The organism is Candidatus Neomarinimicrobiota bacterium (assembly GCA_017656425.1).
Taxonomy (GTDB): domain Bacteria; phylum Fidelibacterota; class UBA2242; order UBA2242; family B5-G15; genus JACDNV01.
On the sequence record JACDNV010000001.1, the window covers coordinates 264,002 to 281,423 of the forward strand.

At 33.6% G+C, this 17,422-nt stretch carries 16 protein-coding genes; 1 reads left to right on the forward strand and 15 read right to left on the reverse strand.

The window, feature by feature from the left end; all coding sequences use genetic code 11:
- Window positions 1–2 precede the first annotated feature (2 nt).
- The 4 genes from H0Z29_01030 to H0Z29_01045 are packed head-to-tail and all read right to left on the reverse strand — an operon-like array spanning window position 3 to window position 4,134.
- Window positions 3–899 (reverse strand): HAD-IA family hydrolase, encoded by an 897-nt coding sequence (locus H0Z29_01030; GenBank protein MBO8130082.1) that lies wholly within the window; start codon window positions 897–899, stop codon window positions 3–5.
- 4 nt (window positions 900–903) lie between these two features.
- Window positions 904–1,977: a histidinol-phosphate transaminase gene (gene hisC, locus H0Z29_01035; protein MBO8130083.1), complete on the reverse strand. Its 1,074-nt coding sequence runs from the start codon at window positions 1,975–1,977 to the stop codon at window positions 904–906.
- A complete protein-coding gene (hisD, locus tag H0Z29_01040; protein ID MBO8130084.1) occupies window positions 1,974–3,254 on the reverse strand; it encodes a histidinol dehydrogenase in 1,281 nt (426 codons plus the stop codon). The genes hisC and hisD overlap by 4 nt, the downstream gene beginning before the upstream one ends.
- A gap of 10 nt (window positions 3,255–3,264) precedes the next feature.
- Window positions 3,265–4,134 carry an ATP phosphoribosyltransferase gene (locus H0Z29_01045; GenBank protein MBO8130085.1) on the reverse strand — a complete coding sequence of 290 codons (870 nt, stop codon included), beginning with the start codon at window positions 4,132–4,134 and terminating at the stop codon, window positions 3,265–3,267.
- Window positions 4,135–4,644: 510 nt separating this feature from the next.
- Here H0Z29_01045 and H0Z29_01050 point away from each other — a divergent pair.
- Window positions 4,645–5,565: a lytic murein transglycosylase gene (locus H0Z29_01050; GenBank protein ID MBO8130086.1), complete on the forward strand. Its 921-nt coding sequence runs from the start codon at window positions 4,645–4,647 to the stop codon at window positions 5,563–5,565.
- A gap of 6 nt (window positions 5,566–5,571) precedes the next feature.
- On the opposite strand, the gene H0Z29_01055 is transcribed toward H0Z29_01050, so the two are convergent.
- The 11 genes from H0Z29_01055 to eno form a co-directional block, all read right to left on the reverse strand.
- The gene (locus tag H0Z29_01055) at window positions 5,572–6,552 is read right to left on the reverse strand and encodes a hypothetical protein (GenBank protein ID MBO8130087.1); all 981 of its coding nucleotides are present in this window, start codon (window positions 6,550–6,552) and stop codon (window positions 5,572–5,574) included.
- A gap of 140 nt (window positions 6,553–6,692) precedes the next feature.
- Window positions 6,693–7,952: a transcription termination factor Rho gene (gene rho, locus H0Z29_01060; GenBank protein ID MBO8130088.1), complete on the reverse strand. Its 1,260-nt coding sequence runs from the start codon at window positions 7,950–7,952 to the stop codon at window positions 6,693–6,695.
- Between the two features lie 52 nt (window positions 7,953–8,004).
- Window positions 8,005–9,288, reverse strand: coding sequence for a bifunctional folylpolyglutamate synthase/dihydrofolate synthase (locus H0Z29_01065; protein ID MBO8130089.1), 1,284 nt, complete (start codon window positions 9,286–9,288; stop codon window positions 8,005–8,007).
- A 16-nt stretch (window positions 9,289–9,304) separates the two neighbouring features.
- A complete protein-coding gene (locus H0Z29_01070) occupies window positions 9,305–10,114 on the reverse strand; it encodes a glutamate racemase (protein ID MBO8130090.1) in 810 nt (269 codons plus the stop codon).
- Complete coding sequence (locus tag H0Z29_01075) at window positions 10,104–11,642, reverse strand: N-acetylmuramoyl-L-alanine amidase (protein MBO8130091.1); 1,539 nt, start codon at window positions 11,640–11,642, stop codon at window positions 10,104–10,106. The genes H0Z29_01070 and H0Z29_01075 overlap by 11 nt, the downstream gene beginning before the upstream one ends.
- Window positions 11,643–11,646: 4 nt before the next feature.
- Entirely contained in the window at window positions 11,647–13,443 is a 1,797-nt protein-coding gene (locus tag H0Z29_01080; protein ID MBO8130092.1) for a hypothetical protein, read from the reverse strand.
- Window positions 13,428–14,228 (reverse strand): hypothetical protein, encoded by an 801-nt coding sequence (locus H0Z29_01085; protein ID MBO8130093.1) that lies wholly within the window; start codon window positions 14,226–14,228, stop codon window positions 13,428–13,430. Before H0Z29_01085 ends, H0Z29_01080 begins: the two co-directional genes overlap by 16 nt.
- A 34-nt stretch (window positions 14,229–14,262) precedes the next feature.
- Window positions 14,263–14,940 carry an OmpA family protein gene (locus H0Z29_01090; GenBank protein MBO8130094.1) on the reverse strand — a complete coding sequence of 226 codons (678 nt, stop codon included), beginning with the start codon at window positions 14,938–14,940 and terminating at the stop codon, window positions 14,263–14,265.
- The gene (locus H0Z29_01095; protein ID MBO8130095.1) at window positions 14,933–15,775 is read right to left on the reverse strand and encodes a MotA/TolQ/ExbB proton channel family protein; all 843 of its coding nucleotides are present in this window, start codon (window positions 15,773–15,775) and stop codon (window positions 14,933–14,935) included. The genes H0Z29_01090 and H0Z29_01095 overlap by 8 nt, the downstream gene beginning before the upstream one ends.
- Window positions 15,776–15,808: 33 nt before the next feature.
- Entirely contained in the window at window positions 15,809–16,135 is a 327-nt protein-coding gene (locus tag H0Z29_01100; protein ID MBO8130096.1) for a septum formation initiator family protein, read from the reverse strand.
- On the reverse strand, window positions 16,132–17,415 hold the full coding sequence (eno, locus tag H0Z29_01105) for a phosphopyruvate hydratase (GenBank protein ID MBO8130097.1): 1,284 nt from the start codon (window positions 17,413–17,415) through the stop codon (window positions 16,132–16,134). Before eno ends, H0Z29_01100 begins: the two co-directional genes overlap by 4 nt.
- Window positions 17,416–17,422: the final 7 nt, after the last annotated feature.

Below are 17,422 nucleotides of genomic sequence, written 5' to 3' on the forward strand. Positions count from 1 at the left end.
TTTTATTTCCTTTCAAAAACTTTTAGGACTTCATTCATATCTCTAGTGGCAATTACGTCGCTATCAAAAGCATCGGCGCTATTATTAATTATCTGAATAAATATCACATTATCATCACCTGAAATTTCTTTATAATTTTTAACGACCAAATAGTCATCGTAGGAATCTCCAAAATAGACTATACCACTAGCATTCAATTTATTTTTGATAATTTCCAGTATTCTACCATCAGGTTTTACTATTCCTTCTCTGCCATGATAAAAAATAAAATCAAAAACATCCTCCAATCCATTTCTTTCAAGAAAAATTTCCAATTCCTTTATATTTCTACCCGTTACAATAGCTTTCTTAAGTTTTAGTCTCTTTAACATTTCCCTATCAACGAGTAGATATTCATTTTCAAGCATTCCTTTTTCAAAAACATACTGATTTTCAAAACCATACAATCTTTTACAATAATTTATCCCACCGTAATATTCCATTGTTAACTTTCTTATAAGGTTATTATTAAATAACTCTTTTAATTTATTCTTTAACCCCGGATCTAAATTCTCAATGATTTTATAAACAGAATACAATCCAATACCATTTTCCTTTACATCTTTTAAAAAATTATCCAGACTATCATATACACACAAATGTTCTAGAATTTTGTATGCCAATAAAGCTTCAGCCAAGTCCCAGTCATTATTAAATCCAGGTAGCATACGAAAAGAGGTAACATCTTTTACAGTGGGCATTTCCCAACGTTCCATACCATACATATTGCCATAATTATACACAGCCCTCCTTATAGCCTCGGTGTATGAAGTGGATGTGTCTACAAGTACCCCATCTACATCAAAAACAAGTAAATTTACTTTATCCTTCACCATCATAGGCTTATTTATTCCACCCATTAAATCATACTCTGCTCAATATTTCATCCATAGCATTTAATAAAAGCTCATTTTCCTCTGGCTTTCCCACTGTTATTCTCAAATGATTCTCTAGAAGAGGATAATATGATACATCACGAACCAATATACCTTTTTCTATCAGACCTTTATACAAAATTCTATAATCGAAATAGGTTTTAATCAATATAAAATTCGCATCTGATTTATACGCTTTAATATTATCAAATTTTCTTAATCCATTAAACAAAATTTCTCTCTGTTCCACAATCTTTTTAACACTTTCTTTAATAAACTTCTCATTGTTAATAAACGATGAAACTATTGCTTCCGTTATAGAACTAAGATTATAGGGAAACATTGCTTTCCTAACTTCTATCGCAAGATCAACTGGCAATATACCATATCCAAATCTCCCACCTGCAAAGGAAAATGCTTTCGAAAATGTCCTGACCAGTATAAGATTATCATATTTATATACATACTCTTTTAAATCTTGATCGGTAAAGTCAATGTATGCTTCATCTACTATCACATAGCCTTGTGCATTTTCAATTATTTCTTTCAGTTCAGCTTTTTCGATTTTCGTACCTGTTGGATTGTTCGGTGAACATAAAACAATCAGCTTGTAATTACTTTTTGCCTTTTTTACAAGTATCTCAACAGGGAAAGAAAAATCATCGCGTTTTAAATAAACAACAACATTTTCAGCTTCAAGTATTCTCAGAAAGTTGTCTATCATAGAAAATGTAGGTGCAACAGTTAAAACCATATCACCCTTTGATATCATACAAAACATTATAAAAAAAAGCACCTCATTGGAACCATTCCCCAGAATTATCCTATCTTTATCTACTTTTAGCCACCTGCCAATTTTTTCTCTCAATGCACTATAAGTAAGATCAGGATATCTGTTCCAGCTGATACTCCTCACCTTTTCCAGAATTTGATCCTTAATACTATCTGGTAAATCATAGGGATTTTCATTCTGGTTCAGCTTAACTATATATTTAATCGAAGGCAGCGAGTAAGGCAACCTCTCCCTTATTACTTTTTTTACAAATTTTTCTACCCTATTCATTTCATCAACCTAACTTTAATTGCCTTTGCATGAGCGGTAAGTCCCTCAAGCTCTGCCAATTTAATTATCTTCTCTCCATCAGCAGCTAATCTGCTCCTGTCACAATGCAGATAATTTATCCATTTTAGATAATCTCTCACAGATAATCCCGAAGAAAAACGAGCACTTCTACCTGTGGGCAATACGTGATTTGTTCCAGCCCAGTAATCACCAATGGGCTCAGGAGTCTCATCTCCAATAAATACAGCTCCAGCATTTTTTATGCGATGCAGTATAGAATCAGCATCCTTTAGATGTAGCTCAAGGTGCTCCGGAGCAATGGCATTGACTATCTCGATAGCTTCCTCCAAACTCTTTACTTTTACAATCGCCCCATTCTCTGTAATTGACCTAGATGCAATCTCTTTTCTTTCAATTTCCTGTAAAAATTTATCAATAGACTTGCAGATTCTCTCAGCATTTTCATTATCTATCGTTACACAAATAGCTTTTGATAATGGATCATGTTCTGCCTGTGATAACATATCTATCGCTATATATTCGGGATTAGCGCTATCATCAGCCATAACAACAACTTCACTAGGTCCCGCAATAGAATCAATTCCAACATATCCAAAGACCTGCCTTTTCGCCTCTGCAACATAAACATTTCCCGGACCCGTTATTTTATCGACAGGTCTTATACTTTCTGTTCCAAATGCCAGAGCAGCGATTGCATGTGCTCCCCCCACAACGTATACTTCTTTAATCTCCAGCATATCAAGAATAGCTGCCACATATTTATTTAACCTGCCTGTTCTGGTATCAGGCGGTGATACTACTACTATTTCTTTAACACCCGCTACCATAGCCGGGACTACATTCATTAAAACAGAAGACGGATAGCTTGCTGTCCCACCCGGTACATATAACCCTGCCCTTTCAACCGGCACCAATCGTTGTCCCATCAAAATACCGGAACTTTTTAACTCCCAGCTGGATATATTTTTCAACTCCTGGTGATGAAAATGTTTTATATTTTCATATGCCTGGTGAAACAGATCGAGTTCCTCTTTGGAAACTTTATTCTCCTCGTCAAAGTCATCCTTATCAGCTTTCACACTTTTCCTCTTGATACCATCAAATTTCATAGTGTATCTCAAAAGTGCTTTATCACCATTCATCCTAACATCGTTTATAATTTCGCTTACACTACCGGAAACTTCAATTTGTTTTAAACGGTCAAAATAATAATTATCAATAAAGTCTTTTATATTCTCAAAAATTTTTATAGGCATAAAAATCTCCTTAATATATAACTTTATTCAAAGGATACTCGATAATGTCGGTAGCTCCGTAGTCTTTCAATTGTGGTATAATTTCTCTAACAACTTTCTCATCTACAATCACTTCAAGAGCTACCCAATCTTTATCAAGTAAAGGAGATATAGTTGGTTCTTTCATTGCAGGTACAAATTTCTTTATTTCCTCAACTTTATCTTTTCGGATATTGAATTTTAATCCTACTTTTTCCTTTGCCCTTATTGCCCCCTGTAATAGAAGAGCTATGTTATCAATTTTCCTTTTTTTCTTTTTATCCATATATGATTCTTTATTAGCAATAAACCTCGTAGTAGATTCAAGGACTGTATCGATTATTCTCAAATTGTTAGCTCTTAAGGACGATCCAGTTTCTGTCAATTCGACAATAGCATCTACCAATCTTGGGGCTTTCACTTCTGTTGCCCCCCATGAGAATTCTACCTCGGCTTTTACACCCTTTTTCTCCAGATATCTCTTTGTAAGATTTACCGCTTCTGTAGCAATTCTTTTGCCATTTAAATCATATACAGACTGAATCGGTGAATCATTCGGCACAGCAAGCACCCATTTAACAGGAGAGAAACTGCTTTTGGCATATACAAGTTCACATACCTCAACTACATCAGCCCCAGATTCAATTATCCAATCGAGACCTGTTAGACCTGCATCAAGAACATTTTTCTCAACGTACTTAGCCATCTCCTGAGCTCTTACAAGTATTGCCTCTATCTCATTATCATCACATACAGGGAAATAGCTTCTAGCACTTACACGAAACCTAAAACCTGCCAGCCTGAATAATTCAAATGTGCTTTCTTGCAAACTACCTTTTGGCAAACCAAGTCTTAATATCATAATTATTGTTCCTCCATTTTTTTCTTTCATTGGAATTGAGGACACGGGATAAAAAACCCGGGTCCTCAACTCCCTCACCTGAGAACCCGGGTCTTCTCTCAAATTAAAAACATCACCCGGAAATTCTCTCAGGTGGGCATTTTAAATGGTAATGTCGATGATATACTAACTTCATAAAAAATATCAATCAAATCTCAATACGATTTAAATATGCCTTAAAATTTTTAATCTTTCAATGAAATATTTTCCACAAAAAACATCTTAAATTTTTATTGCTTTTACAAAAACAAATTAAAAAACAAGCCTAATTACATTAAACTTTGCAACTTTGCATTCTTTTATATATATTATAACTGATATTTGATCAATTACAAAATTTTGTGACTTAAATCAAGCGGCAAAAGTTTTTAATCCCAAAAAGTGATAGAAAACATATTAAAATAAATAAATAAAGTATAAACTTTTATCGGCTGAAAAGTAAAGTGTAATTGAAAAACCGAAAAGGTGGAAATGAGGAAGAATAAAATAATAATACTTGCCATAAAAATAGTCGTAATAATAGCGATCACTACGCATTTATTGTTAATTAATAGCCATGATTCTGTCGGTAGCAGTAGAGGAGAAATACCTCCTGCATATTCAAACTTGATTAATCAGCTAGAAAAGGAAGGTTTCCACAGAGACTTTTTGATTAATTTATATTCCGATCCAAGAGTAGAATTCTATGAACAATCGATTTATAAAAATATTATCGATAATGTCTCTAGCTATGTTTCAGATATATATAGAGAAAAAGTTCAAATATATGATATTGACGATTTTATACGTGAATACGATGATTATCTAAAAGCTGCTGAAGAAAGGTTTAATGTTGAAAAAGAAACAATCGTAGCAATACTTTTCACAGAGACGAAACTCGGGAAAATAATCGGCAAATATCCTGTTTTCAACGTTCTCAGCTCATTAGCCGTAGCAAGTGAGCCTAAAAATCTACAAAAGATAGAACACTACGTAAACATAAAATACCATTATTATGACTATGACACTAGACAACAAGTAATAAGAAAGTTAAAAGAAAGAGCAATAGAACGTAGCAATTGGGCGAAAAGCGAGCTTGTCTCTCTTCTGAAACTTCATTTAACAACAAAAATTGATGCCCTTTCTCTAGTGGGCTCATATGCTGGGGCGTTTGGTTTACCTCAATTTATGCCATCAAGTATGATAAAATATGGAGTTGATGGTGATAATGACGGAGATATAGACCTATATTCCTACCCCGATGCTATCATGAGCGTAGCAAATTTCCTAAGTAATTCCGGGTGGAGCAAACATCACGTCAACAAAAGGAGAGCCTTGCTCAGATATAACTACAGCAGCAGATACGTCAGACGCGTTCTTAACCTCGCTTCTTTATTAAACAAAAGATATTAATAAATACTATAAAATAATGCTTTTGCAAGGGAACTTCAAAATCAGTGTATTTGCCCTGTTATTGTTTTGGTATGTGTACTCAACTTCATATTTGGACATTAATCCACTCAGTCCCTCTAATGACCAGTCCAGATTAAAATGTTTTTTTGTATATTCACAAAAGGAGAGATTTTTTACTGACTTATCAATATTATCTGAGATTATTCTTGATAGATCCCTCCCATTACTTTCAAATTTAATCAATACCTTACCATCTTCATAACCAGTTTCGATTTTTAATTTTTTAGAACTAATTCCTTCCATACTCTTAACAACGATATAAAAAAATGCCAGGAATATCTGGGAAAGGTCTATAAATCTACCGAATATAACTTTTGGTACAATTTTTAAACTCAGTTCTTTTTCTATCTCATGTTTAATATAAGAATTGGCATTTAGATATTCCATATTCGTAACAATGAGTTTATTTATATCAATGGAGTCAAAATCTTCATTCCTTTCTTTAATACTTTTATGACTTATATTTTCCAATATTCTCTGTATCTTCCTTAACTCAGCAATGATCTCATTAGTCCCCTCTGATTCAATACCTTTCATTTTAAACATTTGCAACTTATTTAAAGCAACCGTAAGTGGGCTACTAAGATTATGGACTATACCAGGAATACTCAGCCCCATATAAGCATAGCTTCTTGTAATTCTTGTAATATTGTAATACATGTCAACAATTGATATTACAATTTGGTCATCCAATAGAAAAGAATTCAATGCAATTGGGAAGTTAATATTACCCCCAGGAAAGTATAATACCTGTTCTATGTCTTTTCCTGACCTAACTTTTTCTATATGCTCTAATAATAAATGTACAACATTTTCATCATCAATTAGATCCTTAACAGTTCCTTCTGTATCTTTAAAAGCCAAAAAGTCTTTTACATCATCAGAAACGTGAATAACCTCATCTTCTTTAAATACTATAGTTGACATATGTAACCTATCTAATACCTTCCCTAATTCAGATAAATCCATTAATACTATGCGCCTGTCAATAATAATATTTTAATAAACTAATTTCCATCTATTGTAAAAATAAATCAATACTAAGGATATTTTCAAATAAAATTAACCTACTGATTCATTGTCTTTAAAAATTCTCTGTTATTTTTTGTTTTTTTCATCTTATCAATTAAAAATTCCATTGCTTCTATAGGATTCATTTCATTTAATAATTTTCTCAATATCCAGACCCTCTGTAGTTCCATCTGAGACAACAATAACTCCTCTTTTCTGGTTCCTGATCTGTTTATATCTATCGATGGGAATATCCTTCTGTCACTTAGTCTTCTATCGAGAACCAATTCCATATTACCTGTACCTTTAAATTCCTCAAATATTACATCATCCATTCTACTTCCTGTATCAATCAAGGCGGTAGCAATAATTGTTAAGCTTCCTCCCTCCTCAATATTACGAGCGGAGCCAAAAAACCTCTTGGGTTTATGTAATGCATTCGCATCAATACCTCCTGACAAAATTTTCCCACTATGAGGAACCACAGCATTATGTGCTCTGGCAAGTCGGGTAATACTATCGAGTAGAATCACCACATCAAACTTTAACTCAACCATTCGTTTTGCTTTCTGTAATACCATCTCAGCTACCTGTACATGCCTCTCTGGTGGTTCATCAAAAGTTGAACTAACCACCTCTGCTTTAACGGACCTTTCCATATCGGTAACTTCTTCCGGTCTTTCATCGATTAGTAATACAATTAATATTATTTCTGGATGATTAGCAGTTATACTATTTGCAATATGCTGTAACAGCGTTGTTTTACCCGTCTTTGGCTGTGCTACAATTAGCCCCCTTTGCCCTTTCCCAATTGGACACAACAAATCCATAATTCTCATCGATATATTATCAGAGTCCATCTCCAATCTGATTCTTTCCATCGGATATAATGGTGTCAGATTATCAAAAGGAATTTTATTTTTTACCAATTCAGGATCCATCCAATTAACAGCCTCAACTTTTAAAAGAGCAAAAAACTTTTCATTATCCTTTGGTGGTCTTATTTCACCAGATACTATATGCCCAGTCTGAAGATTAAATCTTTTAATCTGTGAAGGAGAAATATATATATCATCGGGGCCAGGTAAATAACTCTGCTTCTCCGAGCGAAGAAAACCATACCCTTCATCAGTAACTTCAAGAATGCCAGTAGCAAAAAGTCGACCTTCATTTGAGGCTTTTGCCTGCAGTATTTTTAACGCAAGTTCATGTCTGTTTACCTCATCGGAACCATTAACACCAAATTTTCTAGCAAGCTCGATCAGTTCACGTGTTTTCATCAAATTCAATTTATTGATGGTAATTTCTTCTTCCATTCTATTCCACTCTCCCCTTTTTTACTTAAATTAGTTTAAAAATGCAAAAAGATTAGTTATTCTTTGCGTTTGCCCGGATTGCACTATATACATCATTCGCTATATAGTGACTTCCCGTAATTAATAAAACTCGCTCATCTCTTATTGAAAGACTTCTTAAAAATGCCCCTATATTCTTCAATTCAGAAATTCCAGCTGTAAAATTCAATAAACGTTCTAATCTAGGTTTGAGTTCATTAAAAGTATAAAATCCATTAAAATTCGATATAATATATACATTACCATTCACTTTTACAAGTCTTTTAAGTATGAGGTCTATATTTTTTGTTTTTTTTACAGCCATGATAATGTCAATCTTTTTGTCAGGGAAAACTTCTTTAAGTGTGTTAAGGACACTGTCAAAACCTGATTCATTGTGAGCAACATCATAATATATAAGAGGATTTTTATTTAATAACTCAAGCCTAGCTTTCCAGTTTATTTCCTCCATCCCTTTTTTTAATATATCTTCATTAAATTCACAAAAACCATTTCTAGAAAGGCTTTCTAAGGCAGCTAAGGAAGCTTTAAGATTATCCACTTGATGTTTACCAATTAAAGGGAATTTCACACTTTTCACATTTTTATTATCGGTTATTATATCGACAACTTGAAATGAAGGCTCAATTTTACAGACCTTTACTTTTATAATATCCGGAGCATAAACATATTTAAAATTACTTTCCTTACATTTTTTAATGAAATAACTTTTTATCCGTGGGTGCTGTCTTGAAAATACAACATTCACACCACTCTTGACTATTCCAAATTTTTCCATCGCTATATTGAGAAGTTTGTCACCCAGATACTCCTGATGGTCCCTTGAAATGCTTGTTATTATAGAAACTATAGGATTGACTACATTCGTAGCATCCCATCTGCCTCCCATTCCAACTTCAATTACCGCAACATCAATATTATTTTCAGCAAAATACTTAAAAGCCAAAGCCGTTGTGACCTCAAAAAAACTGGCATCAATCCTCTCGACCTTATTCTTAATGGAATTTATGAAGTCGATAATATAACTATCTCCAATCATCTTGTTGCCAACCACTATTCTCTCATTAAATCTTAATAGATGAGGAGAGGTATAACGCCCCGTTTTGTATCCAGCTTCCTTTAAGACACTATGCAGTATAGCACAGACACTCCCTTTCCCATTTGTTCCAGCAACATGGATTGAATGAAATTTCCTTTCAGGATTCCCAAGATAATCAAGTAGTTTTCTAATCCTGTCGAGACCGGGTTTAATTACCTCTGGTCTCAGGTTAAATAGATATTGAATTGTTTTGTCCATAATTGATTTAAAACGATTATTCCAAAAAGACCTTTTCTATATTTTTTAATCTCTGTCCCATGAAAAAACTAGCAATCTCTTCAAATTTTTGTGGATAATCCGATACAAAAAATCTATCTTCGATTTCTAAATCTTTATCATGATCCGCCAGCAGATTGATTTTTTTGAAAATTCTATACACTTCATTAGCTACCTCAATAGAAGAATCAATAATAATTACTTTACTATCGAAGTAATTTTTAATAGAATCCTTTAATAGCGGATAATGAGTGCATCCAAGTATTAAGGTATCAATTTTACCTTTTAGTGAGCTTAAATAATAATCTATTACACTGTCAACAATAGCACCATTTAACAATCCTTCTTCAATCAGAGGAACAAACAATGGGCAAGCCTTCTGTATTACCTTAATATCAGGTTTCAAATTGTTCAACATCAATTTGTAAGTATCAGAATTCATTGTTGCAATCGTACCAATTACTCCTATAGTACCTTCTTTTGTCACTTCAACTGCCTTTTTGCATGCTGGCTCAACCACCCCTATTACCGGTACATTACATTTTAGCTTTAACTCTTCAAGGGCTATGCTCGATGAAGTGTTACAAGCTACAACAATAAATTTTACTCCGTTGTCCTCAAGAAATTGTGATATTTGCAATGAATATCTGATTACAGTTTCACTGCTCTTTGAACCATAAGGCACCCTCGCTGTATCACCAAAATAAACTATTTTCTCATATGGCAATATCTTTTTTATTTGTTTTACAACTGTTAACCCACCAAGTCCTGAATCAAAAATGCCAATAGGTCTATTGTTATCTACCACCAACAATTTCCTCTTCACATACTTTCTTGAATTCAATTATACTCTCACATAGAGTCTCAGCTATCATCTGTCTGTATTTGGAACTATTTAATTTCTTTTCATCAGCTGGATTTGTCATATATCCGATCTCACATAAAAGGCTCGGCATTGATGCGCCTATTAATACATAGAATCCCGCTTGCTTTACACCTCTATTTTTAAAGGGAACCTTCTCTTCAAAATTCTCTGAAACTATTTCAGCCAACCTTTCACTATCCTTCATATAAGCAGACAGCACCATATTAGCGAGAATGTTTGTTATGTCATCATAGCCCTTATATTTTTCCTGATCTTCCTTTGACTCGAGTCTAATTACAGAATTTTCCTTTTCTGCCACCGCAATTGCATCCTCGCTTTTACCAGGTCTTAAAAGATAAAATTCAATACCAGATACACGACTACTTTTGCGAGAAGCATTAACATGTAAACTTATAAATAACTTCCCATTCTCATTATTGGCTATCTGGGTTCTTTTCCATAGTGGTAGAAATACATCTTTCTTTCGTGTATAAACAACGCGTATCCCCTTTTTTTCAAGCAGTCTACCCAGTCTCAACGCAATATCAAGAACAATATCTTTCTCATTTAATCTATATCGTCTCCTGGGAGTACCTACATCCTTACCCCCATGTCCAGGATCCAGAACAACAGTGTCGATGTACCAAGAGCTTTTTGCCCTCTCTATTTTCTCTTTGATAACATTACTATCTGGGAAAAACAGAGAGGCAAGTATTTTACCTGTAGTATAATCATAATGAACATCAGAGGATATGAAATTCTTATTAAAATTAAAGATAATTTGTACTGACTCCCCTAATTGCAGAACTTTTATCCCTTCTATATAGACAGATTCATTTATAAATGGAATATTATTCGAATCAACTCTAGCACCATATATAGTCAGATAAAATTGTTGGTTATTATTCCTGAAATAATATGAAAAATCTTTATCTGAAAAAGGTTTATCAGCATCTATTATTACAACCAAACCATTGACCTTATCGGTGGCCTTTATTTTACTTATATTCCCAAGGACAAGAGTAGACGGCTTAAATAACCTGGATTTTCTATATATCGATACCTCAATGTTATCTTTATTAATCCTGAAGGACAGATTTGGGAAACCTGATATTTTTAATGCGTTCAAGAACCTACTGGCTGGAGCATATATATCGTTTCCAACTAATAACACTGGATATTTAATATTCACTACATCTGTACCGATAACAAGGAAAGAACTATTTATTGTAAACTTTATTATCTTTTTATCAATGAATATAAGCAACTTACCATTCTCAGGCCGATAATATGTCCTTGCACCAATCTTCTTCGTAAAATCATTCAACGATACGTATGAAATAGTATCATATTTTGCAATACGGACTCTGAAATTTTTATTAAGCTCAGGGAAATTAACACTCATATAGCTGGAAAAGGCTATATTAGCCAGCAAAACTATCAATCCAGATACTCTCAAAAAGTTTTTCATTTTATTATTTATCCCAGAGATAATAACATGTTTGAAAAACAACTCTATTCTTCTCTTTTATATCATATTTTCTATCAATTTCCAAATTCCTTTTATATGCCAGATTGAGTTCAAATTTATCATTAATATGACCTTTAAAAACTATGAAAAATCTGTGACCATTTCCATATAAATTTACCAGATCGATATTATATGAGACTGAAGGCTCAACTATCGAAGACATAGATCCTGCCTTATTAAAATACTCAGAAATCCCGATATACACAATCCAATTCACCATCTCATACCTCAGGGATAACATCGCAAGTGTTGACTTTAATTCCTGTTTAAATAATTTCATGACAATGATATTCTTAAATAAAAATTGTTTCACTATCCTATAGTGAATATTAAACCTCATCTTTAAACTTTCATTCGGACTTGATGGATTGTCCCTGTATATATCCAGTCCAAAATTAACTTTTTTCCTAACAGGTATATAAATATATAGTCTGTCCAACCTGCTCCACGTATCATCACTATCAAAGATACGCCTGTGGAAATCTAAAAAGAAACTTATATTAAAAATTTCAAATCTTTTCATAATCGAAAATAAAAATCCTTCCTCATTCACATTGTATGAGGAAAAATACTTTCTGCTTCTTCCCAGGCGAGAAAAGAGGTATGGATTCATCCTTCTATAACCTGTCGCAATTCTAACTCTATTTACATCCACCTTAATTCCCTCAATGAAAGAAATATATTTGTCAATCAACGCCACCTCTCCAACATAACTAACCTTATCAAAAGTCATCCGATGATAGAGTGATATATAACTATAATCATCATCGTTGCATAAAAATTCAATAACTTTATTATAGGTCATCTTACCAAATAAAATTCCACATTTACCAGCATTGAAACTTCTATTAAATCCTATACCACACAGATTTTCAGCAACTGCATTTTTAGAAATAATTTCACCTTGGCTCACATGATAACCTGATGTAATAAATTTTGTAACGGTATCGTTATTTACCCTTGCATCCAGATTCCGCTTGGAATAAAAAATTAAAATATCACCTGTTCTAAAATTTACTTTAGCAGCAATCCCACTCAGAAAATGATCTTCACTATATCCTATATACTGTCTTACTCCTGATTTTGATATATAGATATTGTTATAACCATCCCTGACAAATCTAGAAAACAGGCTATTGCTAAATAAAATCCCTGCTCCCCATTTTATCCTGTATGAACCAGCCATTAATTCACATCTATTGTGAAATACATTCAGAGAAATAGCGAATTTATAACTATCAAAAAAGCTTTTCTCACCTTGATCCATTTCATTACTAAAAGCTGTAAATAGAAACCTGTCACTATATACAATTTGTTGTTTTATTTTACTCAATGGATATTTATTTAAATAGTTATTATCCAAGGAAATGAAATTAATAATATCATATTTTTTATAATCATCTTTCCTGATTATGAAAAACAATCTTATAACGGCAATTTCATTTTCGGAAAAACCTATTTTTGATAGATCGCTCCATTTACTAACTCCCGCAAATTGCTTCATATTTACTAAAATTTTATACTTCAAATCCACACTAATAGGTAAGCCTAATATATCGTCCCTTGTAACCTCAGACAGAATAACCGGATTATTTTTATATTCATTTATAATATCCTCAAGCTCATCAGCACTAATATTTCCCTCATCCAGATAATCTACAATCTCTGAATAATCCTGTGATAGACCAGTATTTACAAAAATAATTAAAAGCAAAATAAACATAATTACTTTAAATAACATCCTACCCCATAATAAACGGTACCAGGTAATACCCCATGATTCAAATACGATATGGATACCTTAAGAAAACTCAGATTCAAACTGATACCTGCTGAGAACCTATCCGGATATATCTGATAACCCGCTAATAAATCAATATACTTTATTGGAGATATTTTGTATCCCATTCTGAAAGTAAATGGATAGAGAATATCCTTGTACAATTCTAAGTAAAGACTTAAAACTTGCGTTACCCTGTAGTTTACTGCATAGTAAAATTCTTGAGGAATATTGCTATACATTTTCCCTTTCAAACCATCCTCTATATTGCGAAAGAGCACAGATATCAAAAGTTTTTTGTTTATATCATAAGCAAAGCCCATATCAAATGTAACTCTCATTGAGGAAACATACTTTTTAACAATAACTTCATATACATTCAAATTAACACCGGTGGAAAAACTATCCACTATTTTTACTGATAATCCCATACTGAAGAAGCTTTCTATATACAGATCGCCACCCATACGACTGCCTATAAATCTTAAATTCCACTTTTTCCCTCTATTTAACACAGCCACTATCTGATGAAACTTTAATTCTTTTATCCCAAAAATGTTGCCAGTGTTAAAAGAAAACATAGAACCACTGGTAAAACTCAGTGTTGCAGGATTTAGAAAAGGTTCGCAAACAGATGAGACCCCTCCCAATGCCATAGACTGTGAATTAAAGTTTTGAACTTCGAAAGCTGGGAAAGTAAAAGAGTAGAATAAAAAATATACAGAAAGAAATTTCCATACTTTCACTATTTATCCTAATTATTATTGCCGCAACGAAAGATTATCTTCGTGTCAGATCAGCATCAACGTAGATCTCTACACGCCGATTCTTTGCTCTACCTGTTGGAGTATTATTACTAGCAATTGGTCGAAATTCCCCATAGCCCATTGCACTGAAATATTTTTCCGGTATCCCTGTATTTTCTATCAGAAACTTTACAACATTTAATGCTCTGGCAGTGGATAATTCCCAGTTATTTTTATATTTACCAGAACGTATAGGCAAATTATCGGTATGTCCTTCGACCCTGATTTCCACATCAAGATTGATACCTTCTTTCTTCAGAATCCTTTCAAAACGATTAAGTTCGGGATATCTATCAAGGTTCAGCAGTCTTGACTGTCCTATTATGTAGCCAATATTTCTCAATATTGGCTTAAATTCATTTTTTATTTCTGCTTCATTTATGTTAAAGACAATTGAACTACTCATTAATAACTTTACACCTTTGGTGTCTCTTGTGACTTTTATCAAATTCTTAAGCCTTGATTCCCTTATATAAGATTCTATATCTTTTTTTGTCTCATCAAGTAAAACATCTATTACCCTGTATATGTTGCTCTGTGCTTCATTAACAATTATTAGAGTAAGAACAAAAAACGTTAATAGGAGGGTAACCATATCAGCATATGTTATAGCCCAGAAGTTCTTAGGAGCCTCTATTTTTCTGTCAGACATTATTTAGAGTCTCCTTTTCCCTTTCTTTCATAGGGACAAAGGTTATCAACTTTTCTTTGACAATAAGTGGGTGTTCTCTATTATGCAGGCATAAAATTCCCTCAATCATTACCTCCTTAAGCATAATTTCTTCCTCAGACCTTCTTTTAAGCTTACCTCCAATCGGGATAAATAAAAGATTGGCTAAAATTAACCCATAAAATGTCGTAAGTAGAGCCATCCCCATACCACCAAGCAATTCTTTAAATTGAGCCGTTATGTCAAAATTTATTGTTTCAAGAAGAGCATCTATGCCACCCGCTACACCAGTAGATACTGTAAAATTTTTCAGCATTACTATAAGACCGATAATGGTTCCAACCATACCAAAAGCCGGTGCATATGTGCCCATATAGAAAAATATCTCCTGCCCAAGCTGATGTCTCTTTCTCATATTCGACAGTTCAAGTTGAAGATAATTTCTTAATCTGTCGGGGTTCTTTTCATTAATAGCTAATTCAAGTCCATTTCTCATAAAAGCATCTTCAATATTTGGCAGATCCTCTTCGAGTGAAACTATACTATTTTTTCTAACTTTATCTGACAATTTAACAAATTGATCTATAACCTCTTCATATTTCAACTTTTCTCTCTTAAATACATTTTTCAGTACTTTGAATACACGCCATACAACCTTGAACGGATAATTAACAAATGTCGCAGCAAGTGTCCCACCAAGCACCAGTAATAGAGACGGATAATCCCAGAAATAGTTTGCAGCACCCTCCTTGGCAAAAATCGCAAAAATAATAAGACCAATACCACTAATAATTCCAAATAAAGTTGTTAAATCCATTATATTTACATATTAACTATCTATATTTTTTATCTATTTTTCAATTACTTTAAAAACCCTCTCACCTTTTTTTACCATTCGATACCTTTCTCTGGCAATTTTCTCTATGTATTCGAGATCCCTCTCAAGGCGGAGCCGCTCCGCCTTGAGGGAATCCTGCTGCATTTTCAATTGATTTATTTCAGAATAAAGTTCCTTCTTCATTTTATTTAACTTTATTACTTGTACAATACTGTAATCGCTCGCAACAAATGTAATGATAAAGATACATAATCCCAGAATAATAACCAAGAGATAAAATAGTTTCTTACTACTTATTTCCTCCGTATCGCTATAATTATATTTTCTGGTCCTTCTCATCTTTTTAAAACATTTTTACCCTGATAAGTCGCCATGTCACCAAGTTCTTCTTCTATTCTTAAAAGCTGATTATACTTACAAATTCTATCGGTCCTACATCCTGACCCAGTCTTTATCTGTCCAGCATTTACCGCTACTGCCAGATCAGCAATTGTAGTATCTTCCGTCTCTCCAGACCGATGGGAAATAACAGCCGTAAATCCAGCTCTATGAGCCATATTTATAGAATCAAGTGTCTCAGTCAGAGTACCTATCTGATTAAGTTTTATTAATACCGAGTTAATAGCTTTCTCTTCAATCGCTCTTTTAATTCTTTTAACGTTTGTTACAATGAGGTCATCACCGACTATCTGAATCCTATCTCCCAGTTCTTTCACCATTATTTTCCATCCATCCCAGTCATCCTCTGCAAGACCATCTTCAATTGAGAAAACGGGATATTTCTCAACAATATTTTTATAATAAGCTACCATCTCCTCAGACGTTAACTCTTTCTCTTCAGATTTTAGTTCATATTTCTTTGTATTTGTATTATAGAACTCTGAAGACGCTGGATCAAGTGCTATAAATATATCATCCCCAGCCTTATAACCTGCCTTCTCAATAGCCTCCATCATAACATCAAGGGCTTCAATATTAGACTTAAGATCAGGAGCAAAACCACCTTCGTCCCCCACGGATGTATTCAACCCTTTTGACTTCAATACACTTTTCAATGCGTGAAACACTTCCACACCCATTCTTAACGCTTCCTTGAATGAACTTGCACCCACGGGTGCTACCATAAACTCCTGTAGATCAACATTATTATCGGCATGTTTCCCACCATTTAAAATATTCATTAATGGAACAGGCATTACTTTTGCATTTGTTCCACCAATATACTGATAAAGAGGGAGACCACAGTAGGCAGCTGCAGCCTTCGCTACTGCCAGCGAAACTCCCAGAATAGCATTGGCTCCGAATTTCGACTTATTCTCGGTTCCATCAAGCTCAAGCATCAGATTATCAATGTACGGCTGTTCAAGGACACTAATACCAATTAATTTTGGTCCGATTATTTCATTAACATTCTGAACAGCTTTTAATACCCCTTTACCATTGTACCTTTCTTTATCACCATCACGTAACTCTAATGCCTCATGTTCACCAGTTGAGGCACCTGAAGGAACAGCAGCTCTACCGAAAAAGCCACTTTCAGTAATTACATCAACTTCAATTGTAGGATTACCCCTTGAATCCAGTATTTCTCTTGCAATTACATCAATTATTTCGCTCACTTTAATC

Excerpts from the sequence above, each read along its gene's own strand:
- H0Z29_01075 (MBO8130091.1), bottom strand. The coding sequence starts at position 11,642 with ATGAAAAACTTTTTGAGAGTATCTGGATTGATAGTTTTGCTGGCTAAT.
- rho (MBO8130088.1), bottom strand. The coding sequence starts at position 7,952 with ATGGAAGAAGAAATTACCATCAATAAATTGAATTTGATGAAAACACGT.
- H0Z29_01030 (MBO8130082.1), bottom strand. The coding sequence starts at position 899 with ATGGGTGGAATAAATAAGCCTATGATGGTGAAGGATAAAGTAAATTTA.
- hisC (MBO8130083.1), bottom strand. The coding sequence starts at position 1,977 with ATGAATAGGGTAGAAAAATTTGTAAAAAAAGTAATAAGGGAGAGGTTG.
- H0Z29_01045 (MBO8130085.1), bottom strand. The coding sequence starts at position 4,134 with ATGATATTAAGACTTGGTTTGCCAAAAGGTAGTTTGCAAGAAAGCACA.
- H0Z29_01055 (MBO8130087.1), bottom strand. The coding sequence starts at position 6,552 with ATGTCAACTATAGTATTTAAAGAAGATGAGGTTATTCACGTTTCTGAT.
- H0Z29_01065 (MBO8130089.1), bottom strand. The coding sequence starts at position 9,288 with ATGGACAAAACAATTCAATATCTATTTAACCTGAGACCAGAGGTAATT.
- H0Z29_01095 (MBO8130095.1), bottom strand. The coding sequence starts at position 15,775 with ATGGATTTAACAACTTTATTTGGAATTATTAGTGGTATTGGTCTTATT.
- H0Z29_01050 (MBO8130086.1), top strand. The coding sequence starts at position 4,645 with ATGAGGAAGAATAAAATAATAATACTTGCCATAAAAATAGTCGTAATA.
- H0Z29_01080 (MBO8130092.1), bottom strand. The coding sequence starts at position 13,443 with ATGTTATTTAAAGTAATTATGTTTATTTTGCTTTTAATTATTTTTGTA.
- H0Z29_01100 (MBO8130096.1), bottom strand. The coding sequence starts at position 16,135 with ATGAGAAGGACCAGAAAATATAATTATAGCGATACGGAGGAAATAAGT.
- hisD (MBO8130084.1), bottom strand. The coding sequence starts at position 3,254 with ATGCCTATAAAAATTTTTGAGAATATAAAAGACTTTATTGATAATTAT.
- H0Z29_01090 (MBO8130094.1), bottom strand. The coding sequence starts at position 14,940 with ATGTCTGACAGAAAAATAGAGGCTCCTAAGAACTTCTGGGCTATAACA.